27 protein-coding genes are annotated in these 25,550 nt (G+C 64.0%); 10 read left to right on the top strand and 17 right to left on the bottom strand.

The window, feature by feature from the left end; translation table 11 throughout:
- The coding region (locus tag V6M39_RS15955; protein ID WP_332644803.1) for an O-antigen ligase family protein at positions 1–939 on the top strand (939 nt) is incomplete at its 5' end.
- Here the strand turns inward: V6M39_RS15955 and V6M39_RS15950 are convergent.
- A complete protein-coding gene (locus V6M39_RS15950) occupies positions 900–1,784 on the bottom strand; it encodes a LicD family protein (RefSeq protein ID WP_332644802.1) in 885 nt (294 codons plus the stop codon). The two genes, V6M39_RS15955 and V6M39_RS15950, sit on opposite strands and share 40 nt — an antisense overlap.
- 105 nt (positions 1,785–1,889) lie before the next feature.
- Between V6M39_RS15950 and V6M39_RS15945 the strand changes: the two genes are divergently transcribed.
- Both V6M39_RS15945 and V6M39_RS15940 read left to right on the top strand, forming a co-directional pair.
- Complete coding sequence (locus V6M39_RS15945) at positions 1,890–2,654, top strand: TylF/MycF/NovP-related O-methyltransferase (protein WP_332644801.1); 765 nt, start codon at positions 1,890–1,892, stop codon at positions 2,652–2,654.
- A 4-nt stretch (positions 2,655–2,658) separates the two neighbouring features.
- Positions 2,659–3,381, top strand: coding sequence for a class I SAM-dependent methyltransferase (locus V6M39_RS15940; RefSeq protein WP_332644800.1), 723 nt, complete (start codon positions 2,659–2,661; stop codon positions 3,379–3,381).
- Here V6M39_RS15940 and V6M39_RS15935 read toward each other — a convergent pair.
- From V6M39_RS15935 to V6M39_RS15925, 3 genes are read right to left on the bottom strand one after another with little or no spacing between them, the layout of a single operon-like run.
- Positions 3,355–4,623, bottom strand: coding sequence for a hypothetical protein (locus V6M39_RS15935; RefSeq protein ID WP_332644799.1), 1,269 nt, complete (start codon positions 4,621–4,623; stop codon positions 3,355–3,357). The genes V6M39_RS15940 and V6M39_RS15935 overlap by 27 nt on opposite strands.
- Positions 4,620–5,753 carry a glycosyltransferase family 4 protein gene (locus V6M39_RS15930; RefSeq protein WP_332644798.1) on the bottom strand — a complete coding sequence of 378 codons (1,134 nt, stop codon included), beginning with the start codon at positions 5,751–5,753 and terminating at the stop codon, positions 4,620–4,622. The genes V6M39_RS15935 and V6M39_RS15930 overlap by 4 nt, the downstream gene beginning before the upstream one ends.
- A 5-nt stretch (positions 5,754–5,758) precedes the next feature.
- Positions 5,759–6,487, bottom strand: a complete 729-nt coding sequence (locus V6M39_RS15925) for a hypothetical protein (RefSeq protein WP_332644797.1) — start codon at positions 6,485–6,487, stop codon at positions 5,759–5,761.
- Positions 6,488–6,727: 240 nt separating this feature from the next.
- Between V6M39_RS15925 and V6M39_RS15920 the strand changes: the two genes are divergently transcribed.
- On the top strand, positions 6,728–7,696 hold the full coding sequence (locus V6M39_RS15920; protein WP_332644796.1) for an NAD-dependent epimerase/dehydratase family protein: 969 nt from the start codon (positions 6,728–6,730) through the stop codon (positions 7,694–7,696).
- Between the two features lie 4 nt (positions 7,697–7,700).
- On the top strand, positions 7,701–8,921 hold the full coding sequence (locus V6M39_RS15915) for a glycosyltransferase family 4 protein (RefSeq protein ID WP_332644795.1): 1,221 nt from the start codon (positions 7,701–7,703) through the stop codon (positions 8,919–8,921).
- Here V6M39_RS15915 and V6M39_RS15910 read toward each other — a convergent pair.
- From V6M39_RS15910 to V6M39_RS15900, 3 genes are read right to left on the bottom strand one after another with little or no spacing between them, the layout of a single operon-like run.
- Positions 8,908–9,891 (bottom strand): GDP-mannose 4,6-dehydratase, encoded by a 984-nt coding sequence (locus V6M39_RS15910; RefSeq protein ID WP_332644794.1) that lies wholly within the window; start codon positions 9,889–9,891, stop codon positions 8,908–8,910. The genes V6M39_RS15915 and V6M39_RS15910 overlap by 14 nt on opposite strands.
- Complete coding sequence (gmd, locus tag V6M39_RS15905) at positions 9,888–10,874, bottom strand: GDP-mannose 4,6-dehydratase (protein WP_332644793.1); 987 nt, start codon at positions 10,872–10,874, stop codon at positions 9,888–9,890. Before gmd ends, V6M39_RS15910 begins: the two co-directional genes overlap by 4 nt.
- Before the next feature lie 36 nt (positions 10,875–10,910).
- Positions 10,911–13,166: an acyltransferase family protein gene (locus tag V6M39_RS15900; RefSeq protein WP_332644792.1), complete on the bottom strand. Its 2,256-nt coding sequence runs from the start codon at positions 13,164–13,166 to the stop codon at positions 10,911–10,913.
- Between the two features lie 100 nt (positions 13,167–13,266).
- Between V6M39_RS15900 and V6M39_RS15895 the strand changes: the two genes are divergently transcribed.
- Entirely contained in the window at positions 13,267–14,727 is a 1,461-nt protein-coding gene (locus tag V6M39_RS15895; RefSeq protein WP_332644791.1) for a GuaB1 family IMP dehydrogenase-related protein, read from the top strand.
- 4 nt (positions 14,728–14,731) lie between these two features.
- Here the strand turns inward: V6M39_RS15895 and V6M39_RS15890 are convergent, their stop codons facing one another.
- Complete coding sequence (locus tag V6M39_RS15890) at positions 14,732–15,490, bottom strand: class I SAM-dependent methyltransferase (protein WP_332644790.1); 759 nt, start codon at positions 15,488–15,490, stop codon at positions 14,732–14,734.
- 61 nt (positions 15,491–15,551) lie between these two features.
- Positions 15,552–16,067, bottom strand: a complete 516-nt coding sequence (locus V6M39_RS15885) for a TetR/AcrR family transcriptional regulator (RefSeq protein ID WP_332644789.1) — start codon at positions 16,065–16,067, stop codon at positions 15,552–15,554.
- 76 nt (positions 16,068–16,143) lie between these two features.
- On the opposite strand from V6M39_RS15885, the gene V6M39_RS15880 reads away from it, so the two are divergent.
- From V6M39_RS15880 to V6M39_RS15870, 3 genes are read left to right on the top strand one after another with little or no spacing between them, the layout of a single operon-like run.
- Positions 16,144–16,737, top strand: coding sequence for a biotin transporter BioY (locus V6M39_RS15880; protein ID WP_332644788.1), 594 nt, complete (start codon positions 16,144–16,146; stop codon positions 16,735–16,737).
- Positions 16,738–16,739: 2 nt separating this feature from the next.
- On the top strand, positions 16,740–17,423 hold the full coding sequence (locus V6M39_RS15875; protein WP_332644787.1) for an energy-coupling factor ABC transporter ATP-binding protein: 684 nt from the start codon (positions 16,740–16,742) through the stop codon (positions 17,421–17,423).
- Entirely contained in the window at positions 17,420–18,037 is a 618-nt protein-coding gene (locus V6M39_RS15870; protein ID WP_332644786.1) for an energy-coupling factor transporter transmembrane component T family protein, read from the top strand. The genes V6M39_RS15875 and V6M39_RS15870 overlap by 4 nt, the downstream gene beginning before the upstream one ends.
- A gap of 24 nt (positions 18,038–18,061) precedes the next feature.
- On the opposite strand, the gene V6M39_RS15865 is transcribed toward V6M39_RS15870, so the two are convergent.
- The 8 genes from V6M39_RS15865 to V6M39_RS15830 all read right to left on the bottom strand — a co-directional run bounded on the left by V6M39_RS15865 (position 18,062) and on the right by V6M39_RS15830 (position 23,824).
- Positions 18,062–19,117 (bottom strand): acyltransferase family protein, encoded by a 1,056-nt coding sequence (locus tag V6M39_RS15865; protein WP_332644785.1) that lies wholly within the window; start codon positions 19,115–19,117, stop codon positions 18,062–18,064.
- A 17-nt stretch (positions 19,118–19,134) separates the two neighbouring features.
- A complete protein-coding gene (locus tag V6M39_RS15860; protein WP_332644784.1) occupies positions 19,135–20,343 on the bottom strand; it encodes a glycosyltransferase family 61 protein in 1,209 nt (402 codons plus the stop codon).
- Between the two features lie 92 nt (positions 20,344–20,435).
- Positions 20,436–20,930 carry a COG4315 family predicted lipoprotein gene (locus tag V6M39_RS15855; protein WP_332644783.1) on the bottom strand — a complete coding sequence of 165 codons (495 nt, stop codon included), beginning with the start codon at positions 20,928–20,930 and terminating at the stop codon, positions 20,436–20,438.
- An 84-nt stretch (positions 20,931–21,014) separates the two neighbouring features.
- Positions 21,015–21,638 (bottom strand): class I SAM-dependent methyltransferase, encoded by a 624-nt coding sequence (locus tag V6M39_RS15850; RefSeq protein WP_332644782.1) that lies wholly within the window; start codon positions 21,636–21,638, stop codon positions 21,015–21,017.
- Positions 21,639–21,704: 66 nt separating this feature from the next.
- The gene (locus V6M39_RS15845; protein WP_332644781.1) at positions 21,705–22,400 is read right to left on the bottom strand and encodes a class I SAM-dependent methyltransferase; all 696 of its coding nucleotides are present in this window, start codon (positions 22,398–22,400) and stop codon (positions 21,705–21,707) included.
- Positions 22,400–23,128 (bottom strand): TetR/AcrR family transcriptional regulator, encoded by a 729-nt coding sequence (locus V6M39_RS15840; RefSeq protein WP_332644780.1) that lies wholly within the window; start codon positions 23,126–23,128, stop codon positions 22,400–22,402. Before V6M39_RS15840 ends, V6M39_RS15845 begins: the two co-directional genes overlap by 1 nt.
- 55 nt (positions 23,129–23,183) lie before the next feature.
- Positions 23,184–23,483: a hypothetical protein gene (locus V6M39_RS15835; RefSeq protein WP_332644779.1), complete on the bottom strand. Its 300-nt coding sequence runs from the start codon at positions 23,481–23,483 to the stop codon at positions 23,184–23,186.
- On the bottom strand, positions 23,480–23,824 hold the full coding sequence (locus V6M39_RS15830; protein ID WP_332644778.1) for an ArsR/SmtB family transcription factor: 345 nt from the start codon (positions 23,822–23,824) through the stop codon (positions 23,480–23,482). Before V6M39_RS15830 ends, V6M39_RS15835 begins: the two co-directional genes overlap by 4 nt.
- A gap of 148 nt (positions 23,825–23,972) precedes the next feature.
- Between V6M39_RS15830 and V6M39_RS15825 the strand changes: the two genes are divergently transcribed.
- The coding region (locus V6M39_RS15825; protein WP_332644777.1) for a phosphoenolpyruvate carboxykinase (GTP) at positions 23,973–25,550 on the top strand (1,578 nt) is incomplete at its 3' end.

Genomic DNA, 25,550 nt, shown 5'->3' with positions numbered 1-25,550 from the left:
CTCGGCTACCTGCTGCTGGCGGTGATCGGTCTCATCCTCGGACCGGCAGTTGTGGGATGGATGGCGCCGACCAACCGACAGATGTGGGCCATGATGATCGCCTTCTGCATCGGCACCGCGATCAGCACGATGTATGGCCTCCCGCGCAACGTCTATCGCAATGCCGGATTCACCTATCACCCAGTTGCACTCGCCTACTCGTCGATGATGGCGCTCAGCTTCGTCCCGTACCTCCTCACGCTGAAGGTACGAGGCCGATGGCTGTTCGTGCCGCCACTTGCTGCGATCGCGGTCGTGGGCGTCTGGACCAGCGGCAGCCGGACTGGGCTGGTCGTGCTGGCGGCACTGTTAGTGCTGATTCCCGTCCTCGAGCGGTCACTCAAGCTCGGCATCGCCGTCATCACGGCGATCGTCATAGCCATGCCAACGATCCTCAAGGCGACCTCGGATATTTCGGGCACCTCGGCACTCTCACGCCTGTTCGGAGGTGGCGGCGCGCAGAATTCCAACACGGTTCGAGAGGGCACCCTCCGTGACGGCCTTGAACAGATCCAGCAGAGCCCGATCCTCGGCAACGGCTTCAGCGTCGAGCACACCTACGTGATTCACAACCTCTACCTACAGATACTCGCGGCAGAAGGGCTCTTGGGCCTCATCGGTCTCCTGCTCATTCTTTCGGCCTTCGTCGCACCGCTCCGCAAGGTGTCCCCGCCGAGGCGCGCTCTGATGTATCCGGCGCTCGCGGCGATACTCGCCGGCCCGTTCCAACCCAACACCGGCGACCCGTTCCTGATGCTGCCACTCGGTTTGGCGATGGTCGTCGCGATGGGACTGCTCAGGAATCCACAAGATGGTGACGCCTCGGAGTCGCAGGACCATCGACCCTCGATCCGCAGAGGTCAGGCCAGGGCGCCGAAGTCCAGCTCGACGATCTCGTGATGGCCCACCCGCTGCTCAACCGGCGGCGGTTGCGAATAGTCGCCGTAGATCTGCGTCAGATACGCCTCGACATCTGCGAAGACAGGGATGGTGCGGTCTTCGAACGGCAATTCACGGAGCGGGTGAATCCAGTCGGCTGTGACAGTGTCACGGTCGTAGAAGTATGCCCCGAACAAGCTGACGTACTTCTCCGGTGATTCGGTCCGTCCAAGACGCGTGTGCCGCATGGTCAGCGCGATGATGGCGCGGCGTGGCAGGACCCGCACGACGCCGCGCACGACGACCTTCGCAATCCGTGCCAGGAGCGAATCATTGCGCATCGGTAGCCGATAGCCAGCCTTGAGATAGAGCAGTCGAAAGCCGACGTAACGCATGATCCGTTGCTCGCGTCTCGCAACTCGCCCCGTCGCTCGTGCATCGAGGGGAAAGACGTCGATGAAGATGCCGCCGTGCTGCTGAGAGCCAATGCTGATCTTGTCCACGCAACGGGTGCCCTCTTTGCGAAGCTTCCCGAAGAGGCACCCGTAGTTCGGATCGGTGTCCACTGTCTGGAAAAAGAAGCCGCCATCGAGCTCGTCGCTGATGACCTTCGTCAGGCGGTCGTAGTCACGGCGCAACATCCCGAGATCCAGGTCGTCGTCCCACGGAATGAATCCGCCATGGCGCACGGCGCCGAGCGCTGTGCCGTACATCGCGAAGTACTCGAGGTCGTGTGCCTTGCAGGCGCGATCGAACTCGACCAACAGTTCCACCTGCGCGCCACGAAGTGCGGCTTTCTGGCTGTCTGTGAGGATCAGCGGCACCGGCTCGTCGCTACGTTGTGAACGACGAGATCCAAGAGGCACTCGACGATCATAAGCGCGTCGTCTCACCACCGGCGGGGAGGCTCGGCTTCACCCGCACGACCTGTGTACGGTTACGCGAGACATTCACGAAGGGTTGATACTGGCATGGGAATCAAGACACGTGCGGCTCAGCGGGTTGCCCGGGCACTCCAGACCCGTGGCGTTGTCGTCAGTCGGGAGTTCGGTTCTGACCTGAGCCCCGAGTCGGTGGCGACGATCAAGTTCGTCCGGCCCTACACGATGACCACGGTGCAGCGCATCGAAGCAGTAATTTCAGCGACGCGCCACGTGGTCGCACATGAAATCCCCGGAGCGTTCGTCGAATCTGGCGTGTGGATGGGCGGAAGCATCATGGCCGCGGCGCGAACGCTGGTTGAGCTGGGCGACACCGATCGTGACCTCTACCTGTATGACACATTCGAAGGGCTGCCAGAGCCCGGCGAGCATGACGGCATCACAGGAGCCACGCAATCGGCCTCAGAAATCTTTGCGGATCTGAATGCCGCTACCGGCGACAAGCCATACCTGGAGGCACCGATCGACGTCGTCCGCGCCAACGTCGCCAGTACTGGCTACCCACTGGAACGCATCCACACGATTGCAGGGCTCGTCGAGGACACAATCCCGTCCACCGCACCTGAGTCGGTGGCGTTCCTCCGGCTCGACACAGATTGGTACAGCTCGACGAAGGTCGAGATGGAGACCCTGTTCCCGCGCCTGTCTCCCAGCGGCATCCTCATCGTCGACGACTACGGCTTTACCGACGGTGCACGCAAGGCGGTCGACGAATACTTCGAGACCTACCCCCACCCCACCTACCTACACCGGATCGACGCGTCGGGCCGGCTTGTCGTGAAGCCGAATGCCTAGCTCTGTGACGGTTCTCAATCTCGGCTGCGGCTACCAAACAAGCGAGCGCTGCACCAACATCGACTGGTCGCTGCCCGTGCGTATGAAGGGCTCGGCATTCGGTCGCATGGTCGCGCCGATGATCCTCACGGGCGACCGCAGGACCGCCTATGACGCAATGGACGGCGACGTCATGCGCCACAATCTGCGAAAAGGGATCCCCTTTCCGGACCAGTCGGTCGATGGCGTGTACCACTCGCACCTCTTGGAGCACCTCGATCGCGACGTCGTACCTTCATTCCTCGCCGAGGTGAAGCGGGTCCTCAAGCCGGGTGGCGTGCACCGAATCGTCGTCCCAGACCTGGAGTTCGAGGCCCGGCGCTACGTCGACAGCCTCGACGCGGCATTGCGGGGAGAGGTCACGCCCGAAGACCACGGATCGAACCTTCACCTGCTGATCGAACAGATGGTCCGCAGGGAGTCCTGGGGAACATCGCAACGCACTGGGTTCCGTCGCTGGACAGAGAACGCCGTTCTCGGAGATGCGCGAAAGCGCGGCGAGACGCACCAGTGGATGTACGACCAGGTGACTCTTCCAGCGACGTTGATGAAGGCCGGCTTTGTCGACCCCAAGGTCGTCTCGTACAACACCAGCACTCTCGAGGACTGGCCCGGATATCTGCTGGATCAAGACGAAGCCGCTACGGAGTACCGGCCCGGTTCACTCTACGTCGAGGCTCGCGCCTGACGCGATCTTCTGCTCGGCGGTCCGAGTGGCGTGCTTGAGGAGAACCCACCACACCACGACCTGGACCGGGAAGAAGATGGCGAGCCCCAGGAACAAGCCTTGTTCCTCACCCAAGGCGCCACCCACGGCGGCGGCGACTGCGGCGCCAATTGACACTGTCAGCCGTCCGACCAGCGTTTCTCGACCGGCACTGAGCGCCCGCAGGCCAACAACCACGCCGGTGGCGAACAACCCGGAGGCGCAGACAAAACAGGCGAGGAATACAACCGGCTCGGCTTCGAGCCACGACTCACCGAAGAGCTTCTTACCTGCAGCCGTCGGGACCAGGAGAGTGAGGAGTCCCCAGCCGATGGCCAAAGGTGTGAGCACTGTCGAGATCAGCATTGCTCGCCGGCGGACCTCGACCGGATTGTCGCGGATCCTGGCAAGCATGGCGACCGACACCGTGATCAGCCCGCGACCCACCAGTGACAACGGGGCGTACACCGTCATGGCCACTCGGAAGCCAGCCATCGCTGCGAGCCCAGCCGTGGCAGAGACCACGACGACAAGCAACAGCGAGGTCAGCTGGAAAACCATGTTGTCGGCGAGGTAGTAGGGCCAAAGCTCCTTGGTCTCGCGCAGCCATTCGCGCACCGCACGTGGCCGCCCGAGGCCGCATCGCAACTGCACCAGTCCGAAGAGCGCTGCGACGCAACCAGTGGCTGCCCAAGCGCTGAACACGGTCACCGCGGTCGGGTTGATTGCGATCGCCACACCCATGGCTGGCACCTGGCCAACCGCCCAGACCGTGTCATTGAGGAAGGTGGAGCGGACACGCCCCTGAACAATCAGGGCGGCACGCACAAAGTCCTGGAGCGTCAGGAGGGGCAGCGCCAAGGCACCGACGAGGAGCACACCCCGCATCGGGGAGTCAGCAAACGCTGCCGCCACGCCAAGCAGAAGCCCGATGCCCGTGCCGATGAACAGCACTGTCGTCGCGGACGATCGCACTGCGCTCCTGAGGCTCGCATCATCGACTCCAGAGAACCGAGACGTCAGCGGGTCGCCTGTCACCCCACGTGCCACGAAAACGCTCAGCAAATAGAGCTCGAAGACGAAGGCAATCGCGCCGAGCTCAGGAGCGCTGACGCTGGTGGCCGCGATCACGATGAACACGAACGTCGCGCCGCTCGCCACGAACTGGTCGAGCAGCCCCCAGCTCAGCGTCGTACGGGCTCGGGCCGGCGGGTTGGCGCTCACGTTGCCACCACAGATCGGTAGACATCCGTGATGGCCGAGACCCACGCTTGTTCGCTGTAGTGACTGTCGAAGACCGTCCGGCAGTGATCCGCGAGACCTGGGAATTCACGATCCGCGCGGTCGAGCTCCTCCGGAAGGTTCCCCGCTGTGACCAAACCGGTTCCGTCTCGCGCAACGAGGCTCCCGACTATCGACTGAGGCCATGCAACGACAGGCAGCCCGGCCGCCAATGCTTCGAGGTAGACGGTAGGTAGGCCCTCGGGCCACAAGCTCGGGAACACAAGCCCTCGCGCCGACGACATCAGCTCACCCACCTCGGCGGCAGAACGTTGACCCACGAACGTGACATTCGGGCCAGCCAGCGCCTCGGCCTCGTCAGCCTGCGGGCCGGCGCCAACGATCACCAGTGCGCGGTCTGCCGGCCAGTGGGTGAGCAGCTCGATGATGCCCTTGTCGTAGGTCAGGCGGCCGACAAACAGCCACTCGTCCGTACGCTGTCCAGCGGGCTCGGACCGGCTCGGCACGAAGTTGGGGACGGTGACGAGGCGGTCTTCGGGAACCCCGTAGTGCGCGTACGTCGCCAGCATGTTGTCGTGCAGCGTGACGATCCGGTCAGCACGGCGGAGCAACGGGTCATCGTCGAACCGCGTACCGATCGCGACCGGAAGCGTCTGGGCTCGGCTGCCCTTGAAGCAGGAATGGGTCACGGCTGGTCGGGCACTCTTGGAGTCAGGACAGAGAGTGCAGCTGGCGCCATCCCTGAACAACGTCGCAGCAGGACACATGGGGCGGTAGTTGTGCAGCGTGGTGACCAGAGGAATGTCCAGCTGCTCGACCCATCGGCGTCCAAGATTGGGAAACAGGTTGTGGACATGAACGACATCGGGACGATGGGCTTCGATCTCAGCGAGCGGCGAGTCACCGCGCCCGGTCGCCGCGCGAAGACCTGCCCTGAGCGGATAGGTCGAAGCCTGCTCGAGCTCATCAGTGGAACGGCCGACGAGCAGGACCTCATGGCCGGCGCGTTTGAGAGCTTCTACCTGGAGACCCACGACTACGTTCTCGCCGCTGGGCTGACGACTGGAGTAGAAGCTGTGGACGACCGCGATGCGCAGGGCGCCGGCGGACACCTGGGTCAAGGCTGGGCCAGATGCGACTGGCTGCGCGCCCATTCATCTGCGATGGTCGCGAATTTCTCACCGACGGCTCGGTGGAAAGCCGGGGAGTAATGACTTCCGTCGGCCCACAGGTGCTCGGGATCGCTCGGGGTGAACTTGTCCATCAGGTCGGTGACCTCGACGAATCGCACGTCTTTGTGACCCGAGGCCCCAGCCAGATTGCGCAGGTCGGCGTTCAACGTCTGGAGCCGGGTGGTCAGGCCAGGGAACCAGTCGCGCGTCTTCCCGCTGGGGGAATTGACCTCCAGCAGGAGGATCAGGGGGTTGCCGACTTGCTGGGTCTGCTTGATGTAGGCCGCCGTGTCGGCGACGACGCGACGCATACGGAGCTTGAGTCGGATGCTCGGACGGTCGATCGCCCGCTGGACGATGATGACACCCCGGGCGATTCCCCGTAACAGTCGGCGGTAATACAGGTGACGAAGGCGTCCGGAGCGCCTGCTGACGGTGTTCGCGCCTCTCTCGAGCCAGCGCGGAAGGATGGGGTGGACGGCCTCGTAGTGACCTACGTGAAGAATCACGATGTCGGGAGACCACGCGGCGACGTCTTGATTCCAAGTCTTGAAATAGGCACGCGTCGGCAGGGCGGGCTCTCCTGTGTTGCGGACTTCGACCGAGCGGCCCCTAGCCAACAACTCTTGTTCCATGACGCGCGCGAAGACCATGTCGCTACGGGGACCACCCATCATCGAAGTCCAGACCACGGTGCTTTGGCCCTTGACAAGCACACGCATGGGGAGCGGCATAGGGATTGACATCCCCCGAATCCTACAGATCCGGCATTTGGGGTGGCCGCACGGTAGCCCCCAACCCGGCCAGTAACTCAAACGACTGTCGAGCGTTAGCCTGATTGGTCAACCTGATTAAATGACGCGGGGCAATAGTGTGAGATCGAGAGCCCGACAACTTCGTTCGAGAGTGGTGACATGCCAGACGTTTTAGTGACCGGCGCCGGTGGATTCATCGGCGGCCATCTAGTGGCCGACCTTCTGAAGCAGGGCAAGTCCGTACGCGGAGTTGACGTCAAGCCTCAGGAAGAGTGGTACCAAGTCCACGCAGACGCCGAGAACGTCGTCGCTGACTGCGCTGACATGACGGACGCTCACAAGATCGCCAAGGACACCACCGAGATCTACAACCTCGCAGCCGACATGGGCGGCATGGGGTTCATCGAGAACAACAAGGCCGAGTGCATGCTGTCGGTGCTCACCAGCACCAACATGCTCGTCGCTGCCCGCGACGCCAAGACCCAGCGCTTCTTTTACTCCAGCTCCGCCTGCGTATACGCGGGTGACAAGCAGACCAACCCCGACGTCACGGCACTCGCGGAGTCCGACGCCTACCCGGCTGACCCCGAAGATGGCTACGGCTGGGAAAAGCTGTTCAGCGAGCGCATGGCTCGCCACTTCCGCGAGGACTATGGCCTGGAGACGCGCATCGCGCGCTACCACAACGTCTACGGTCCCGATGGCACGTTCGAGGGCGGCCGCGAGAAGGCTCCCGCCGCACTGGCCCGCAAAGTGGCGCTCGCCAAGATCACCGGCGAACACGTCATCGACGTGTGGGGAGACGGCGAGCAGACCCGCAGCTTCATGTACATCGACGACTGCGTGCGCGGCTCGAAGGAGATCCTTGCTGGCGACAACATCGAGCCGGTCAACCTCGGTTCGGCCGAGCTGGTCTCCATCAACCAGATGGTCGACATCCTCGAGGACATCGCTGGCATCAGCGTCAAGCGCGAGCACGACCTCACCGCACCTCAGGGCGTACGAGGCCGCAACAGCGACAACACGATGTTCCGTGAGATCTACGGTTGGGAGCCCTCGATCTCCCTGCACGATGGACTCGAGAAGACCTACGGCTGGATCTATGACCAGCTGAAGGCGCGCAGCTAACTCGATGCGGGTCATCGTCCACGACTTCTCCGGACATCCATTCCAGGCTGAGCTGTCACGGCAGCTCGCGAGCAACGGCAACGAGGTCGAGCACGTCTTCTCGGGTCAGTACGAGAGTGGCAAGGGACATCTCGCCGTCGGTCCGGATGACGCAGCGGGTCTGTCCTTCCGCGGCATCACCCTCGACATGCCGTTCGAGAAGTACTCCCCGATCTCCCGCCTGAAGTTCGAGCGGGCCTATGCCAAAGCCTGGATCAAGCAGCTCAAGGAGTCGCCGGTCGACTGCATCGTGGCCTGCAACATTCCCTTGACCACGCTGTTCCGCTTCGCTCGGTTCGCCAAGAAGCGCGGGCAGTCGTGGGTGTTCTGGCACCAGGACATCTACAGCTTCGCGTTGTCGGACGAGCTGCGCCGCAAGGCCCCGCGACCGTTCTCGTCCCTGGGCGCGAAGTTCCTGGTGTGGATGGAGAAGTACTGCGCACGCAACGCCGACCACGTCATTGCGATCGGTCCGGCGTTTGAAGAGATCTACGACGACTGGGGTGTGCCGAGCGACCGCGTCTCGGTGATCCCCAACTGGGCTCCGCTGGCCGAGGTCTTCCCCGTCCCCCGCGACAACCCGCAGGCAGCGAACATCTTCACGACCGAACGCCTTCGTCTGCTGTATGCCGGCACGATCGGACGCAAGCACAATCCCCAGCTTCTCGTCGAGCTGCTCCACTCGGCTGCTGCCGCATCGATCGACGTCGAGCTGACGATCGTGTCGCAGGGCGAGGCAGCAGATGACCTGGCCAAGATGGCGGCCGACGACCCGAGTCTGGCCATGCGGGTTCTGCCATTCCAAGATGCCGAGATCCTGCCGCAGGTGCTGGGCTCAGCCGACGTGCTCGTTGCACTGTTGGAGCCTGACGCGACGCGGTTCTCGATTCCGAGCAAGGTCCTGACCTACATGGCGGCCGGGCGACCGATTCTCGGTCTGATGCCGTCCGACAACCCGGCTGCGCAGGACATCACGGCGACGGGCGGATTCGTCGCCGAGCCCACCCAGGCTGGCGCGCATGCGGCCACGGCCTGGTTGGCTGAGCTGGCGAACGGTACGACGTCGATCCGCGAGATCGGCGAACGTACGCGGAGCGTTGCCGAGCAGAAGTTTGATGTCGAATCGGTGGCCCGCGAGTTCGAGTCCATCATGTCGGGCTCGAACGAAGCCGTCAGTCAGCGCTGAGGTAGTCGACAGATTCTTCAACGCCGGTTTCGAGTCGGCGCTGATCAGCGGTCACCATCTGCCGTACGAGTGCCTCGAACGACGTTGACGCCTCCCAGCCGAGCGTTGTCCGAGCATGGCTCGGATCTCCCACGAGCCCAGGCTGGTCGACCGGGCGAAGCAGTGCCTCGTCCTGCTCGATGTGCGACCACGGGTCAGCGACACCGGCAAGGTCGAACACCGCCTCGACGAAGGATCGCAACGAGTGTGAAGTGCCCGTGGCGACTATGAAGTCATCGGGCTCGTCGTGCTCGGTGACGAGGCGCATCGCCTCGACAAAATCGGACGCCGCGCCCCAGTCGCGCGACACATCGAGGTTGCCCAAGGTGAGTACATCGCGCTGACCTGCAGCGATCTCCACAGCGGCCTTGGTGATCTTGCGAGTCACGAACTGGTCGCCACGCAGCGGGCTTTCGTGGCTGTAGAGGATTCCGGTCGAGGCGAACAGTCCTGCCGATCGAGCAGCCGCCACCGCCTCGTGGGCTCGCGCCTTGGACTCGCCGTAGGGGTTGCCGGGGTTCATCGGGGTTGCTTCGGTCTGGGGATTGGTGGCGCCAGGACCGAAGATCTCAGAGCTCGAGGCTTGGAAGAACCGGCGCTGGCCGCCGGCGAGCACCTGAAGCATCCGTTCGACGGCGCCGGCATTGACGGCGAACACTTCGTCGGGCTGGTCCCAGCTCGCCCGAACGGACGTGAACCCGGCGAGGTTGTAGATCGTGGCGGGATCGTGCTGATCAACCAGACCCGCGAATCCTTCGGTGTCGACGAGGTCATGCGCGACGACCTCGACGCCATGCAGGTAGGGCAGCAGCGGGACGGGCACACCCGGTTGCACTGTGCCGACCACACGCTGTCCCGCCGCGACCAGTCGACGCGCCAGGTGCACACCGTCCTGCCCGCCGACACCCGTGATGAGCGCCGTGACGGTCATCGTCCGACCGCGAGCGCCTCGACGTCGGCGTCGACCATCAGCCGCGCGAGGTCAGCCGCGTGCGTGGTGGCTTCCCATCCGAGGATGTCGCGAGCCTTGCTCGGATCAGCAATCAAGGCGTCAACCTCAGTAGGGCGCTCGTAGCGGTCGTCATGCGTCACGTACTTCTCCCAGTCGAGGCCGGCATGTTCGAACGCCGTCTGGCAGAACTCACGCACCGAGGTGCCGGCGCCAGTACCGAGCACGAACGTCTCGGGCTCGTCGTGCTGCAGCATCCGCCACATGCCGTCGACGTATTCCTTGGCGTAGCCCCAATCGCGTACGGCGTCGAGGTTGCCGAGCACCAGCTCGTCCTGAAGACCGGCTGCGATACGCGCCACGGCCATCGTGATCTTTCGCGTCACGAACGTCTCGCCACGGCGAGGTGACTCGTGGTTGAACAGGATGCCTGACACAGCGAACATGTCGTACGCCTCGCGGTAGTTGACCGTGATCCAGTGGGCGTAGAGCTTGGCAGCGCCGTACGGCGATCGTGGATAGAAGGCCGTGTGCTCGCCCTGCGGCGGCGGAGTGGCACCGAACATTTCCGACGTCGACGCCTGGTAGAAGCGGCTTTCGAGATTGGCCGACCGGATGGCCTCGAGGAGGCGAACCGTGCCAATGGCATCGGCCGATGCGGTGTACTCGGGCATCTCGAACGAAACCTTGACGTGGCTCTGCGCAGCGAGGTTGTAGACCTCCTGCGGCTCGATGGTGCGCACCAGGTTGACCAGGCTGACCCCGTCGGTCATGTCGCCGTAATGAAGGTGCAGACGCTTGCCAGCCTCAGGATCGGCCTCGGAGATGGGGTCGATGCGGCCGCGGTTGAACGACGACGAGCGTCGGACCAGGCCATGCACCTCGTACCCCTTGCTGAGCAGCAGCTCAGCGAGGTACGAGCCGTCCTGACCGGTGATCCCGGTGATTAGAGCCCGCTTGGTCACGACAGACCTTCCATTACATCGATTCGAACTCCGACATCATGTCAGCCCGAAGTCCGATGCGACCGGAACGGTCGGAACGGTCGGTAGAAGCGGCACATCAGGCAGTCCCGGAAGACCAGGCAGACTCGGAACACCAGGGAGTCCCGGAAGACCCGGAACACCCGGAGCACCGGGCTCGTCAGGAATATCCGGCGCGTCAGGAGCGGACGGTGCGTCCGGTTCACTCGGTTCACCCGGTTCATCCGACTCATCCGGATCATCCGGATCATCCGGCGCTCGACCCAGCGGCGGATGCGCCATGAGCTCCGCGAATCTCTGCTTGATCAGCGCCGCACCAGCCGGAGTCAGATGGGCGCTGTCGCTGTAGAGCCCGACGTCTCCCTGCTCCGTACCGCATTCCCCACCTGCGCACAGGATGTCTCGGACCTCCACCGGCGTCGCACCGACAGCTGCCGCAGCACCACGCATCGCGGTCAAGGTATGGCGTTGTTCACGGTCCATCTCGGCCCGCGTGACGCGTCGCGCGCAGTCCGCACGGTCGCGCAAGACCTCCACCAGTCGGCATTCCTTGGGACTCCAAGACGACCCGTCCGGGTCGCGCCATTGAGGAATCAGCTCAACCGGAGCAACGTGGTGACCTTCGCCCTCGATCGCCGAGTAGGACCGCTGCAGACTCGCCTCCCAGGCTCTCGACTTGTCGGCACCGCCTTCGTAAACGCGGCTCCTGGAGTCCACCAGGATGAAGTCATCCAGATCGGGGATCGACGATCCCGATGCAACCATCACGGTCGACTTGGGCTGGGCTGCGAGCCACTTGAGGGTGTCCTTGTATCGACCGAGGCAATCGATGGCAAAGGTCAGGCGCACCTTGGGGCGCGCGATGGCCAGGTCAGCGACCTGGCACGAAGGGATCGTCGCGATCGTTATCTTGCGACCGACCTCTTCTGCAGCCTTCGCTGCCATGTCGGCATACATCCCGCCGTTCGAGTCTCCGATGAGGATGAACGGCTTGTCATCGTCGGACGGGCCGAAGGTGCAGCTCGACATGTCTCGCTGAGTGAGGGGGGTCGTTGACTGGCACACAGCCTGTATGGGGTGCACGCCGCGCGAGACGCTGGTGGCGTACGCCTCGACGGACGGGTTCCACCAGTGGTTCGAGGTCGCCACCATCAGCAGCAGGCTCGCACCGACCACAGGCACACTCGTGACCAACCACAGTTTCGGAGCCGACAGCTTCGCCCATCGACGGCGATGGCGGATCGGGTCCTCCACGTAGCGCAGGCTCAGATGCGCGATACCGAGGGCGATCAGTACCGCGACCGTCGCGGTCAGAAAGTCCGAGACGAACACGATCAGTGGCCAGTGGAAGAGGTACCACCCGTACGAACGGTCGCCAATCCAGACCATCGGGCCGGACGACAGGACTTTCTCCCCCGACGAGTTCGCGGCGTAACAGATCAGGGCTGACCCAACCACCGGCAGCAGCGCGATGTAGCCGGGGAAGACGGTCGGGTCGTCGATCACGATCAAGCTCACGACGAGGAGAGCCGCACCGACCGCGGTGAGCCATTGGGCGCGACGTGCCGTCACCAGGGCCGGCAGCAGCGCAACAAGGGCGCCGGCACCGAATTCCCACGCGCGGGTGACCGGCGAGTAGAACGCCAGGGTCGGACCGACGCCCAACGGCAGACTCCCGTACGTCAGGGCGACCGAGGCGGCGAACGAGAGCGCCGTGACGGCTGCCACGACGATCGCGAACGGGCGGATTCGGTCGTTCCCGCCTCGACGGCGCACCCACCACAGGACGGCCACCACCATGAGCGGGAAGGCGATGTAGAACTGCTCCTCGACCGCGAGCGACCACATGTGGAGGAGCGGGTTCTGAACGGCGCTGTCGGCGAAGTAGCCCAGGGTCAGCACTGCCAGAACGATGTTCGCCAGCCATGCGACGCTGGCGATTCCGGTGACCCCCGTGTCGCTCTGGACACCCACAGGACTGGCGAACGGGACGCTGAGGACCAGGGTCAGCAGGATCGCCACAGCCAGGGCAGGTGCAAGTCGGCGCACTCGCGCCGCCCAGAAATCACTCAGGCTGAGACGCATCGTGTCGGCAGATCTGGCGAGCACCAACCTGGTGATGACGAAGCCGGAGATCACGAAGAAGACATCGACGCCGATGAATCCGGCGCCGATGGGCGCTTCCGCGTGATAGAGCACGACAAGTAGGACGGCAACACCGCGCAGGCCTTGAATGGAGCGGAGTCTCCGGGCCAAGACTGAAGGCGTGGTCATTTCCCCCCTTGGGACGTCACAAACAGCTCGAGGTCTCCACTCCCGACCGGAATTCTTGCACGTCAGGCCCAGCGATCTCGTGCCGACCTAGACTTGGTGAGTGAAGTTCCTCAACGACCTGCAGCCCACGCACGACTTGACGTACAACGACGTGTTCATGGTTCCGCGTCGGTCCGACGTGACGAGCCGGCTCGACGTCGACCTCACGACCAACGATGGCACCGGTACGACGCTCCCCATCGTCGTGTCGAACATGACAGCGATCTCCGGCCGACGCATGGCCGAGACCATCGCCCGCCGTGGCGGAATCGCGATCATCCCCCAGGACATTCCCCTCGACGTTGTGGCGACCACTGTCGCCCGGGTCAAGGCAGCCCACGTCGTCTACGACACCCCTGTCACGGTCGGCACCACCACCACGGTCGGCGAGGCCATTAGCCTGCTGCCGAAGCGAGCGCATGGAGCCGTTGTCGTCGTCGACGACGGCAAGGTGGTCGGCATCGTCACCGAGCGCGATGGCGCAGACATCGACCGGTTCGCTCAGGTCAGCGAAGTCATGACGGGCGATGTCACCACCTTCAACGCCGGCATCGATCCACGTACGTGCTTCAACGAGATGTCCGCGCGCCACATGGCCGTCGCGCCCGTGCTCGACGGTGGAGAGCTCGTCGGCGTGCTCACCCGCAAGGGTGCACTCCGCTCAACGATCTACGAGCCTGCCGTCGATGCCGAAGGAAAGCTCGTCGTCGGCGCGGCTGTCGGAATCAACGGTGACGTTGCCGCCAAGGCCGAGGCGCTGCTTGAGCTCGGTATCGACGTGCTCGTGGTCGACACCGCACATGGCCATCAGTCGAAGATGATCGAAGCCCTGCCCGTCGTCGTCGCGGCCCGCGATGCGTACGCCGCCAAGACTGGCCGGCACGTCTCGATCGCCGCCGGCAACGTCGTGTCGGCCGACGGTGTCCGCGACCTCGTCGCTGCCGGAGCCGACATCGTCAAGGTCGGCGTGGGTCCAGGCGCGATGTGCACGACCCGCATGATGACCGGAGTCGGCCGGCCACAGTTCTCCGCAGTGCTCGAATGCGCAGAAGCGGCTCGCGATGCCGGTGCGCATGTCTGGGCAGATGGCGGCGTCCGCTACCCCCGCGATGTCGCGCTCGCCCTCGCTGCAGGTGCAGCCAGCGTGATGATCGGCTCTTGGTTCGCCGGCACTCTGGAGAGCCCCGGCGACCTCAAGTTCGGACCAGACGGTCGCGCCTACAAGGAGTCGTTCGGCATGGCGTCAGCCCGAGCGGTGTCGAACCGTACGCGGGATGCCGCTGGATTCGAGCGGGCAAGGATGGCCCTGTTCGAAGAGGGCATCAGCTCCTCGCGGATGTTCCTGGACCCGGACCGCCCGGGGGTCGAAGATCTGCTCGACCAGATCATTGCTGGCATCCGATCCAGCTTCACGTATGCCGGCGCCCGCACGATCGCAGAGTTCAGCGACCGCGTGGTGGTCGGCGTGCAGAGCTCGGCCGGATACGAAGAGGGGCGCCCGCTGCACGCCAGCTGGTCGTGACCGATCAGAGCGGTTTGCGGACGAACACGTGGATCGTCGGCGAGAGCCGGCGCGGGATGAACCTCACGAGCACGTCGACGACTCGCCACACGAACATGTTGCGGCCGAAGTAGGCGGGTTCGCCGGTATGGCCGTAGACGATGACCTCTTGGCCCGGGAACGCTCGCCGGAGCTGCTTGCGGGTGTTCATCGCGTAGCGAGTCGGGAAGACGTCCTCGACCTTTCGCTTGGGCTGGACGACCTTGAGCACCTTGGTGTGCAAGCTGTTGGGAACGGCTCGGGCAGCAATGCCGATGAAGCCCCACTTGTTGGGCGTACGCGCCGCGAACCAGCCGCCCGGCCGGAGGACCCGCATGATCTCTGCGGAGACCTGCGCGACATCCGCGTGATCGACGTGCTCGAGAACGTAGTCAGCGACAACGACATCGAAGGTGCCGTCCTTGAACGGAATCGGCTCACCGACGCCGACGACCTTGGCCTCGTCGAGCGACGGATTGGTGAGCACTGCGTCATCGACGTCGATGCCTGCCACAAAGGCCACACGCCCCTGGAACCAGCGCAGGCGACGCGCCATGGGTGCGACGGGTTCGACCGTCCAGTAACCGCGCCCTGCGCCGAAGTCGAGCACACTGCTCGTCTCGTCGAGGAGCGCATTGATGCGCGTGTAGAACTCGACCTGTCCGTCGATGTGCGAGTAGCCGCCGACAGTCGCCTCGGGATATAGCCGCGCGATGTTGCTGTCGGGAGTGAAGTCATCCGACATCGCTCGGCGCCACCTCTCTGTTGGTGCCGGATCAGTCCGGCGCGGCGTACGTTACCGGACTTCATTCGGCAAGTCCGCGCATGACGATCGCCAGACCGCGGTCGAATGAGGCGTCGAGGTCAGGATCGGCTTCAAGTACGCCGACAGCGCTGGCCAGCCGGTGATCCTGAGTCGCCTGAGTGTGGCCGAAGACGTACAGCAGCAGGGTGCGAGCGCCATCGCGATCGCCAAGGACGTCAGCGAGGTCGGACTCGATGGACGACGCTCCGAGCCTGAACGCTGACGCCGTGGCCACGACGTCCGCGCCGTCGCGGATCGACAGCATCGCGTCGCGCAGTCCGTGGCATACCGCAAGGGCGCGCGCATCGCGCTCGCCGTCCTCAGTAGGACGTACATCGGCAACGATTCGATCTGCCATCAACGCGAGCAGCGTCTGCTTGTTCGGCACGTGGTGATAGAGCGCGCTCGGTTGTACGCCGAGGGCAGATGCCACTCGCCGCATCGAGCAGAACTCGAGTCCGTGGGTGTCGAGCACCGCCAGTGCGCCGGAGACCACGTCGTCGAGGCTGTTGCTCATACGAGCAGCCTATCCACTAACCTGAACAGCGTTCACCTGTCATTGGTCAGGTACGCATCGAGACAGGCATATCTTCGTGACCCAGCCCATTCCCACGTCGACACGGCGCACGTCGAGCACCACCGACCTCGCTCTGATCGCGACGTTCGCAGCGCTCATCGCCGTGTGCGCGATCCTTCCGTCGTTCAGCGTCACCGGCGTCGGCGTGCCCTTCACACTCCAGATGTTCGGCATCTTCCTTGCCGCCGCCGTGCTCGGCGCGAAGCGCGGCGCACTCGCTGTCCTGCTCTACCTCGCCGTCGGAACCGCCGGTGTTCCGATCTTCTCCGAAGGCAGTGGCGGCCCGTCCGTATGGGTCGGCGTCACGGCCGGCTATCTCATCGCCTTCCCGATCGCGGCCTTCGTCGTCGGCCTGGTCGCGAGCCGCGTCGCGCGCTCCAACCCGGCCGCGTTCACGATCGTCGTGTCCATCGTCGCTGCGATCGTCACGGTCGGCATAGTCGGCGTCCTCGGCACGATCGGTATGTCGATCAAGCTCGACGTCAGCCTCAAGGCCGCCTGGGGTTATGCGACACCGTTCTTCGTCGCCGACATCATCAAGGGCGTCGTCGCGGCGATTGTTGCCGCCGCGGTGCATCGCGCGTTCCCGCAGCTCGTAGCCAAGCGCTGAACGTGATCCAGCTCGACGAGGTCGCCGTATCCGTATCCACGGGTGACGGCGACCTCGCGCTTCTCCATCCGACGACAGTTGAGCTGGCCGAGCATCGCATCGCCCTGATCGGCAGCAACGGCTCGGGCAAGTCGACGTTCGCGCGACTGCTCAACGGGCTGATCGAACCGACCGCAGGTCACGTCACGGTCAACGGACTCGACACCAAGAAGGATGGCGCGGCCGTACGCCGACAGGTCGGCTTTGTCTTCACCGACCCCAACGCCCAGCTCGTCATGCCCACCTGCGTCGAGGACATCGCTCTGTCGCTGCGTCGAACGATCAAGGACAAGGGCGATCGCACGAAGCGGGCCCGCGAGATCCTGGCTGAGCTGGGACTCGCGGATCGCGCCGACACCACCGTCCATGCCCTGTCAGGCGGCGAGAAGCAGATGCTCGCCCTCGCCGGCGTTCTCGCCACGGATCCAGAGATCCTCGTCGCCGACGAACCAACGACGCTGCTAGACCTTCGCAACACCACGCTCATCTCCGATCGGCTGTTCGCACTGCGTCAGCAGCTGATCCTCGTCACGCATGACCTCGATCTCGCCGTCCGATGCGAGCGGACTCTGGTGATCGACGACGCCCGAGTCGCCTTCGACGGCCCATCCGAGGAAGCCGTCGCGTTCTACCGAGCGCTCGTATGAGCGAGTTTCTGATCGGCAACCTCCGACCTGGCACCACGCTGGTGCACCGCATACCGGCGGGCCCGAAGCTCGGCCTGGTAGCCGCGTTCAGCATGGCCACCGTGCTCGTTCCGGGTATGTGGCAGGCCCTCGCCTTCCTGGCGTTGGCGATCCTGCTGGCGTGTTACGTGCGAATGCCGCTGCGCGGAACGTTGCGCGCCCTCCGGCCTCTGCTGTTCGTGATCGTCGTGGTGTCGATCTTCCAGGTCTGGCAGCGCGGCTGGCCGACGGCCGTGCACGTCGTCGCCGGCCTGCTCGCCGTGATCATCGTGGCGCTGGTCTTCACCGCGACCACGCGCATCGAGGACGTGCTCGACACGATCACCCGCGGCCTCGGACCATTCCGCCGCTTCGGAGTGAAGCCCGAGCGAGTCGCGCTGGCGTTCTCACTGATGATCCGTGCCATCCCCGGCATCCTCGACATCGCCCACGAGACACGCGCCGCCGCCAAGGCCCGCGGACTCGAACGCAACCCACGCGCGCTCCTCGTACCGATGGCGATCCGCACGGTTGCCCGGGCGTACGAGACCGGCGATGCGCTGCACGCGCGGGGCATTGGCGACGAGGACGACTGAGAGCGACTCAAGCAGCCGCCTTCACTAGGCCGACCCCACCGTGCTTCGTGGATCCCGCGGACGGGTGCGAGCGCGTGACCAATCTGCCGCACGGCGCTCGACGAGTAGCCAGCTTGCCCAGCCAAAGACCGTGGTGACGACCATCGCTACCACAGCAAAGACGAACACTCCGTGGTCGGCAACACCGAAGTTGTACAGCAGCTGCTGCAAGGGCCAGGCATAGACGTACATGCCATAGCTGATGTCGTTCGTGGCGCCCAGCTTCTTGATCCTGTCGGGCGCATTCGCGGCGAACCAGATCACCGCGTAGCTGAACGGGATGGCGCCGATGAACATGGTCACGGGGAAGTGGAAGCAGGCGATCGAGACGACGAATGCCACGAGCGCGACCCGCCCGTTGAGTCGAATCACGTCTTGCCACGCATAGAAGGCGACGCCAACCGCAAATGACGCGACGATGAAAAGTGCGCCAGGCTCAGGATTGTAGAACGTGACAAAGGTGCCAAAGGTCAGGATTCCCACCAACCCGATCGAGCTGAGGACGCGGAGGTGTCGACGCAACGCGGGCACCGCCAAGCCACAACCGATGAATGTGTAACAAATCAGCTCCAAGGGGATCGTCCACGCGGATCCATTCCACGTGAACGAGTTCGGATTGCCCTCCAGGATGCTGGTGAGTTGATCTTGACCGGGGAAGAACAGCAAGTGGCCGCCGATGTAGCCCCAGGCCTCGCCCCAGCTCCAATCACCCTTCTTCTGCGCCGCCAGAGGACTGATCACGAGTGCCGTCACAACGAAACAAAGCCACAGAGCAGGGACGATTCGGCCAATCCGACGCAGTGTGAAGTGAGCTCCCGAAAGCTTGAAACGGCTGGTTGTGATGAGGAAGCCGCTCATCATGAAGAAGTAGCACACGATCATGAGCCCGAACTGCATGTCTCCCCACCGAGGTTCAGGGCCAGTTCCAGCAAGCGTCGGGGAGTGCACGCCGACAACAATGAAGGCGCCAATGAGACGCAGGAAGTTGAAGGCGTTGTGCCGAAGCGACAACCCCGTCGCAATCGTCGGCGACTCAGCCACTGAAGGTCCTTTCCAGGTCATGCGCGCAACTCGGTCAGCATCTCGTCAACCTTCGCCAGAACCTCTTTCCAAGGTATGGCGACATCGGACAATACCCCGGTGTCGGCCCTGGCAGGTGAACCTTCGCCGACGAGGTACGAGTAGTCGATATGGCCGAGTGACTGTGCAATCGTCCACAGCCCGGTGTGAACGTAGTCCGGCGCAAAAAGCTCGAGCACCTTGGTTCCCGGAGTGCAGAACACCATGTTGGTGAGCCCGGCTCCATGCGGTGCCACCACGACTTTGGCTGCATGGAAGCTGTTGATCTGTTCCTGCACACTCAGGCTGCCTGGATCGACTTTGCTGAAGCCGCGCTCCTCAAGATGCGGCCAGAGCTCGGCTTCCTCGTCATATCGACGAGTGTTCGGCTTGTTGCCTCTGGTGATGTAGAGGTACGGCGTCAGTTTCGATGGTCCACTCGGGCGCAGATGGTCAAGGAGCCATTGCGTTCCCCATTCGGGCGCGCCCAGCTCCTGATTGGGTGTGCTCGGCACGATCAGCTCATCCGCGGTCCAGGCGTTCTGGTGGCCCGGCTGGATCCATGGCTCAGGGATACCGGCAAGCTCCAGGAGCTCGCGCTGATATCGGGTTTGGTGAGGGACGATCACGGCGTCGACAACCACGTCCGGCATCGCCTCCCGGAAGATGCCGTAGCGCGGGAGCGCGTCGAACATGAAGTGGTAGTAGTTGCTGCTGCAGCCTCGGGTGTTGAGATTGACTACCCGCCCAGGGATGTGTTGCGGCCGTGGCAAGCGCGTACGAAGGAATATCGGGTGCTCGCGCCAGCTCGACAGACCGAAGTATCCACTCGTCTCGTAGTCGAGGGTGCCGTGCTGTGTGATGTTGGCGCCGTAGTCGCCAACCGTGACCCCGTCCTTGAGCACCACTGCGTATCGGGCGGGAATCTCGACCTCGGTATCAGCGGCGAACCTGTGGTGGTCGGCAGGCGATCCGTGGGGAATCGGCGACACGCGATGCTCCGGGGGACCCGAAGGAAAGAACTCCGTGGTCTCGGGCTCGAGCTGCTGAGTCGCGAGCGAAGCCGTGGTTGCTCGCCTGGGCACACCGCGGGAGCCGAAGAAGGGCGCGATCCGCCGATTCAGCAAGCCCAAGATGTAGGACAACATCCGGTGCACACGCTTGAAGTAGGGCCACAACGGCTGGAGCCTTGAGGGCAACCTGCTCACGGAGTGGGTCCTTCCTGCGCGTTCTCCCAGAGGCCCCTTGACTGCCGCGGGAACCGGGCAAAGGTAGCAGACCAACCGCCGTAGACGACTGGTCAGGCCCGGTCGCCGTTGGGCTTCACGACGTACCAATTGCCACCGTTCAGGAAGATGTCGTGGCACTTCACCTCGCCGGGCGCCTCGTGGGCGTAGTAGTAGAGCGGATGACCGCCGTAGGTCACCTGAACGGAACCGTCGGAGCGTTCAGTGGTTCCGAGCAGCGATCCCTCCACGTCCGCGCCTGCGACTGGGTCACCGTCGGTCAGCACGGGCGGCCATGCCTTGGCGCACTCGTCATAGCATTTCGGCTTGTCAGTCGTCTCGACGTCGAAGAGGTAGATCGCCTGATCCCGGTCGTCGAACAGCATCGGGCCGAATTCGCTGTCTGCGACGACGATCTCGGTGCCAGACTTCGGCTCAGGCGAGTCGCTGGTCGGCGCGGACGTCGTCGCCGTTTCGCTCCCGGAGTCTTCGGGAGTCGACCCACCGTCGTCACCACACGCGGACAGAAGGAAGCATGCGGCGATGGCCGCGATCACTCGTCGGGTCATGTGCCGCAGTATCGCCGATCCAAGCACGTTGGGCCACCGCCCAACGATCATGCGAGCTAGGTGCCGGTTGAGACGTGTCTCCGGTCAGGGAGTGAGCCGGCCGCCGATCCAGGTGAAAGGCTGCTCGCTCCCCCAAGGGGTGGTGTGAACAACCTCCCTGTGGTCGATGAGCTCGATGCCAGGGCCAAGCACATCGACCAGCCCCTCGGCGCTATACCTGGCGACCGGGAGCCCTGAGCATTGCTCGGGCCCAGTGAGTGCAAACGTGGCGAGCACAAGTGCGCCACCTGGCCGAAGGGTGGAGCGCAGAGTGGCCAGGTACGCCGCCCGTGCGTTGGGAGTCGTCATGAAGTGGAAGACCGCACGGTCGTGCCAGACGTCGTACTGCCGCGTCGGCGTCCAATCGGTTACGTCCGCGACGACCCAGTCCACCCTGTCTGCGTCCTCGCCCAGTCGCCCGCGGCTGCGTTGCAGCGCTTCAGCAGAGACGTCGAGCACAGACAGATCACGGTGGCCTCGAGCCCACAGGCTGCCGACTAGCGCGGAGGTTCCGCCACCGACGTCGATCACCGATTGACCAGCGCCCACATTCAACCGATCGAGCATCGCCAGCGACGCGGCCGGCACCGGCTCGTACCAGCTGGTGTCCGTGTCGGCCTTGGAGCCATAGACGTCACTCCAGTGCTCACTTTTCGCATCGCTCTTCACCCGATCGATCCTGTCACGGCTCCGATCGCGGGAACGCGGGTCTCACGCTACGAGCAACTGGCAACCTCAGGCGGACGTGCTGCCGAGCACGAACGACACCTCAGTCGAAACAGCGGGAGGTCGAACCCGACTCGTGGTGACGAATCCGGCACGTGTCATCCAGTCCACACATTGAGCGGTGGTGACTTCCCGATAGACAGCTGGGTCAAGTCGCTTCGGCAGCGGGTGTTCACGACCCCTGAAGACCAGCAGCGCTCGCCCACCGGGGCGAAGAACTCTCACGATCTCGGCGAGTGTGGTCGCGGGCTCGGGCCAGAAGTAGAGGTTGTGGACCGACAGGACGACGTCGAATGAACCGTCCTCGAACGGAAGCCCAATGCCGTCGGTCTGGGTGAGTCCAAGCCCGGCGGACCGCACAAGCTCTTGATTTCGCCGAGTGGCAAGCCGAACCATCTCGCCCGAGACATCGACGCCGGCGACACGGGCACCGCGCTCTGCCAGCTTGCCAAGAGTGCGCCCAGGGCCGAAGCCAATCTCGAGAATGTCCTCGCCGCCAGCTGGGGCGAGGACGTCGAGGGCGACATCGTTGACGTTCGCGGTCTCCTTCACCCATAGGCGCCCGATCAGCGAGCCACCGAACCCGTGCGGGTAGGCGGCCTGGCTGGACAGGTATCGCGTGAGAGGCCGGGTCGCTGCGCTTGAGACTCGCTGTGGCCACGGCCTGCGGTCGAGTGAACACTGGCGACGAGCGAGGATGGGCATCAGGCACCTCCGGTTGGGGTCATGGAACGGGTGATCATGTTCGCCAGAGTTGATGCAATGCCTGCGTCGTCGTGAATCGACGGGGACACAAGCGGGGTCGCATCGAAGCGGCAGTGCACCGCCCAGAGCACGCAGAGCTCGACTGTCGTCCGAGCGACTATGTCGACTGGGCCGGGCAAGGTGATCAGGTCGGCGCGATGTCGACTGTCCAGGTATGCCTCCATCCCAGACATCTGTGCGCCGCGCGCTGTGTCAGACCAGACTCTGCCCAGGTCCGGCAGCTCGGAGGCGCAACGGTCCACGATCTTTATCGCGACACGGTTGGTCGCAAGTCGCTCGTACAGGTCGGTGACGATTCCGGCCAGCTCGGCCTGAGCCTCGTCCGACGTGCGAGGTAGGCGCTCGCTCGAAAGCGCCTTCGTGAGAGCTAGCTTCGGAACCTCAGCGGCAAGACGGTCGGCCACCAAGGTGGCGAGTTCTTCACTGTTGGGCGCGGGCAACGGCAGATCGCCGTAACGAGGGAGCGACTCGAGGCCGTCCCCGTAGCGGATCGCAGCCGCAAACAGCGCCTCCTTCGTTGAGGCGTAGCCGTACAAAGTGCCTTTCGCAAGACCGAGGGAATCAGCGACATCCTGCATCTGGGTTCGCCGGTAGCCGTGAGTGACGAAGACGCCGACCGCCGCATCGATCACCGCGGCAAGCCGGTCTGGAGGGATTGTTCGGGCCATGCTCCGCACGCTATACCGACTGACTGAGTCAGTCAATAACCAATCGGCTTCCTCGTCAGAAGACGAACGTCCAGATTGCCGAGCCGATGGCAGGGATCAGGCCGAGGCACAGGAAGAACGACAGTGGTGAGCGCTTGTGCATCAACAGGATGGCGACGACAGCGATGATCCCGAGCACGCCGGTCATGATGCACAGTGCGACAGCGGTTGCCGGGTCGTCGTCGCGGATCACATGGGTGACCACGATGAGAGCACCTGTCGGGAACGCAGCCACCGCGGAGATGAGCGCCGAGATGACCCAGCGCTGGGTTCGTTCGAGCGACGTAGGACGTGGACTGCCCGTGGCCGCATTCACACCTTGTCAGCCGACTCGCGGAGCTCGGCGAGCATGCCTTCCTGGTCGGCCCACATCGCCGCGAGGATCCGGCGTCCATAGAGCAGCAGCTGCGCAACGTCGGGGGTCGCGAGTGTGTAGAGCACCGTCGCACCGTCGCGGGACGAACTCACGAGACCGGCGCGCCGAAGCACCGCCAGCTGCTGGGAAAGATTGGAGGACTCAACTTCAATGTTGGTGAGCAACTCGTGGACAGCGTGCGGCCCGCCCTGGAGCAACTCCAACACTCGGATACGGACAGGATGACCCAACGTACGGAACAGCTCGGCCTTCGCTTGATAGAGCGGGACACTCGCTGTCATGTGCGTTCTCTCCGTCCGCTGTTGGGTATCTCACTTGTAGAATACATCACTTGAAGAAGTCTTCATTTGGTGTAGCGTGCCCGGAGACGTGCGCCCGTCCATAGGGGTCGATGGTGCGCTCTCGCCCTCCGAAAGGCATGATCAAGCGATGGTTGACATTGATGCAGCACTCGACGCAGCGGGTCTCAAGAATTCACACGTACGCGAATACGTGCAGTACTGGGCCGATCTGACCGGAGCCGAACGGGTCGAGGTGGTCAGCGCCGCCGATGACGCGCGACTCATTGCCGAGGCACTTGAGGCCGGCGAGCTGGATCCAGCCGGCGACGGGCTCTACTACTCACGCAGCTACGTCAAAGACACCGCCCGCTCGGAGGAGCGGACGATCGTCGCGACCAACAACCCGTCCGACAAGGGCGTCTACAACAACTGGCGACCCGCATCCGAGATGCGTCCACTGCTCGAGGACCGCATGCGCGGCGCCTCGGCCGGCAAGACGATGTACGTCATCCCCTATCTGATGGCTCCTCCCGGCAACGCGCTCGCGCCGTACGCAACTGGTGTTGAGCTCACCGATGCTCGCACCGTGGTGTTGCACATGATCCGTATGTCGCGAGTCGGCGCTGAGTTCCTCGAAAACCTCGAAGACCCCAACCAGTTCGTCCGCGCCGTCCACGTGACCGGCGATCTGGAGAACCTCGGCCAGGGCACGCCCGACGACAAGCGCTACTTCGTGACGGTCGCCGACGAACGTACGATCCTGCACTTCGGCTCGTCGTACGGCGGAAACGCGCTGCTCGGCAAGATCGCGCACGGACTTCGCCAGGCGGCGTACGACGGCTGGGCGTCCCGCAAGTTCCTCGCCGAGCAGTACATGCTGATCGGCATCAAGGACAAGGAAACCGGCAAGACCTATCACATCTGTGGTGGGTTCCCGAGTGCCTCCGGCAAGACCAATCTGGCGATGATGCTGGCCCCCGATGCGCTCGGCGACCGCTATCACGTCTCCTTCTACGGAGACGACATCGCGTGGCTCTGGGTCGACGACGCCACCGGCAAGCTTTACGGCATGAACCCCGAGTACGGCGTCTTCGGCGTGGCCAAGGACACCAACGCGGGCACCAACCCAACCGCTTTGGCGTCGATCGCCGAAGGAACCCAGGCCATCTTCACCAACATTGCCTACAACCCCACGACCAAGGAAGTCTGGTGGGAAGGCCGCACGCCCGAGCCGCCGAGCGACCACCACGGTTGGCTCGACTGGACCGGCGCACCGATCGCAGATCGCGAAGCCGGCGACGACTCGCCGTGGGCGCACCCCAACAGCCGATTCACCACGACGCTCGACAACGTTCCCAACATCGCCGACGACTACAACTCGCCGACGGGTGTCCCGATCGACGCGATCATCTTCGGTGGCCGCACGCGCGACCGTGAGCCACTGATCCGCGCGATCACCGATCTCGCCGAAGGTGTCTACGACGGACTGACGCTCGGCGCCGAGGCCACGTCAGCGGCCGAGGGTGTCGAAGGTCAGCTGCGCTACGACCCGATGTCCAACCGCCCGTTCATGGCGTACGGCGAAGGTGACTACGCCGCGCACTACCTCAAGATCGTGGGTGCGGCGAAGGACCTGCCGCTGTTCGCGCACGTCAACTGGTTCCAGCGCGATCCCGAGGACGGTCACTACCTGTGGCCCGGCTACCGCGACAACTTGCGCCCGCTC

The organism is Aeromicrobium sp. (assembly GCF_036675695.1).
Classification (GTDB): Bacteria; Actinomycetota; Actinomycetes; order Propionibacteriales; family Nocardioidaceae; genus Aeromicrobium.
The sequence above is the reverse complement of the archived record's forward strand: the minus strand, read 5'-3'. Positions and strand labels throughout refer to the sequence as shown.

Coding starts and splice junctions, on each gene's coding strand:
- V6M39_RS15840 (WP_332644780.1), bottom strand. CDS start 23,128: ATGGCCCGAACAATCCCTCCAGACCGGCTTGCCGCGGTGATCGATGCG.
- V6M39_RS15920 (WP_332644796.1), top strand. CDS start 6,728: ATGCCAGACGTTTTAGTGACCGGCGCCGGTGGATTCATCGGCGGCCAT.
- V6M39_RS15900 (WP_332644792.1), bottom strand. CDS start 13,166: ATGACCACGCCTTCAGTCTTGGCCCGGAGACTCCGCTCCATTCAAGGC.
- V6M39_RS15910 (WP_332644794.1), bottom strand. CDS start 9,891: ATGACCGTCACGGCGCTCATCACGGGTGTCGGCGGGCAGGACGGTGTG.
- V6M39_RS15925 (WP_332644797.1), bottom strand. CDS start 6,487: ATGGGTGGTCCCCGTAGCGACATGGTCTTCGCGCGCGTCATGGAACAA.
- V6M39_RS15885 (WP_332644789.1), bottom strand. CDS start 16,067: ATGAGCAACAGCCTCGACGACGTGGTCTCCGGCGCACTGGCGGTGCTC.
- V6M39_RS15855 (WP_332644783.1), bottom strand. CDS start 20,930: ATGACCCGACGAGTGATCGCGGCCATCGCCGCATGCTTCCTTCTGTCC.
- V6M39_RS15945 (WP_332644801.1), top strand. CDS start 1,890: ATGGGAATCAAGACACGTGCGGCTCAGCGGGTTGCCCGGGCACTCCAG.
- V6M39_RS15870 (WP_332644786.1), top strand. CDS start 17,420: ATGAGCGAGTTTCTGATCGGCAACCTCCGACCTGGCACCACGCTGGTG.
- V6M39_RS15890 (WP_332644790.1), bottom strand. CDS start 15,490: ATGTCGGATGACTTCACTCCCGACAGCAACATCGCGCGGCTATATCCC.
- V6M39_RS15845 (WP_332644781.1), bottom strand. CDS start 22,400: ATGCCCATCCTCGCTCGTCGCCAGTGTTCACTCGACCGCAGGCCGTGG.
- V6M39_RS15915 (WP_332644795.1), top strand. CDS start 7,701: ATGCGGGTCATCGTCCACGACTTCTCCGGACATCCATTCCAGGCTGAG.
- V6M39_RS15830 (WP_332644778.1), bottom strand. CDS start 23,824: ATGACAGCGAGTGTCCCGCTCTATCAAGCGAAGGCCGAGCTGTTCCGT.